The organism is Arthrobacter sp. BE255, from assembly GCF_031457335.1.
GTDB lineage: Bacteria > Actinomycetota > Actinomycetes > Actinomycetales > Micrococcaceae > Arthrobacter.
In genome coordinates this window covers 1-1,179 of the sequence record NZ_JAVDWK010000038.1, presented here as the reverse complement: position 1 = coordinate 1,179, position 1,179 = coordinate 1, and the positions used below count along the sequence as shown (strand labels likewise).

Annotated in this window: 1 protein-coding gene; it reads left to right on the top strand. The window is 65.6% G+C overall.

Annotated elements, in window-relative coordinates:
• The coding region (locus J2X42_RS23330; protein WP_310168509.1) for an aldehyde dehydrogenase family protein at positions 1–1,179 on the top strand (1,179 nt) is incomplete at both ends.

The following is a 1,179-nucleotide window of genomic DNA, read 5'->3' as shown; positions in this document are numbered from 1 at the left end:
GTCGCCGACGTGGGCCACCTCCGCCGCGAAGCACTTGCCGATATCGATAACAGCGCCCGGGTGCTTCGCTATTACGCCGGCCTGGCCGACAAGCTCGAAGGCCGCACGTTCGCGCAGCTGCCTGACCGGCTCTCCTACGGGCTTGACGAGCCCTTCGGCGTCGTCGCGGGCGTGAGCCCCTATAACGGGAACGCCAATTTCGTGGCGTTGAAGGCAGGCCCGGCGCTCGTGGCCGGGAACTGCATCGTGATCAAGGCACCCGAAGTCGCCCCCCTGCTGAACTACCGGATGGTCGAACTCGCCCTGGAGGCAGGCCTCCCGGCTGGTGTCATCAGCGTGGTGACCGGCCGCGGAGAGAAAGTCGGCCCGCTGCTCACCGAACACCCCGATATCGGGATGATCGCCTTCACCGGCGGACCGGGCTCAGGCCGGGCAATCATCCACCAGTCCGCGACCAACATCGTGCCCGTATTCCTGGAACTGGGGGGCAAAAGCCCGGCGATCCTGCTCCCGGACGCGGACCTGGACCACGCCATCCCCTCACTGCTGCACTCCAACTTCGCCAAGAGCGGGCAAAGCTGCGTGACCGGCTCCCGGATCTTCGTCCCGGACTCGATGTACGCCGAAGTCAGCGAACGGCTCGGGCAAAAAGCGAGAACAGTACGGGTCGGGCTGCCCACCAAGGAATCCTCGCAGATGGGCACCCTCATCAACCGCCAGCACCGGACCCGCGTCGACGCCTTGGTCAAAAGCGCGATCGACGCCGGCGCAGTCGCCCTGGCCGGCGGCCACCCGGCAGAAGACGGCGAGCTTGCAGGGGGCGCCTTCTACCAGCCCACCGTCCTGACCGAAGTCACAGACGAGAACCCCGCGGCCCTCACCGAGGCCTTCGGCCCGATGGCAAGCGTGCTGTCCTACTCCGACATCGACGAAGTCATCACCCGGGCGAACTCCTCCGAATTCGGACTCAGCGCCCAGGTCTGGGGCAACGACGCACGCACCATCCAACACCTCACCAAAGGCCTGGAAGCCGGAACCGTGTGGATCAACACCTATCGCTCCTTCCACCCCACCGTCCCCTTCGGAGGCATGAAACAAAGCGGCTTCGGCAAAGAAAACGGCTTTGACTCCATCGCCATGTACACCCGCCGCAAAGCCGTCGTCTGGGACCTCTCCACC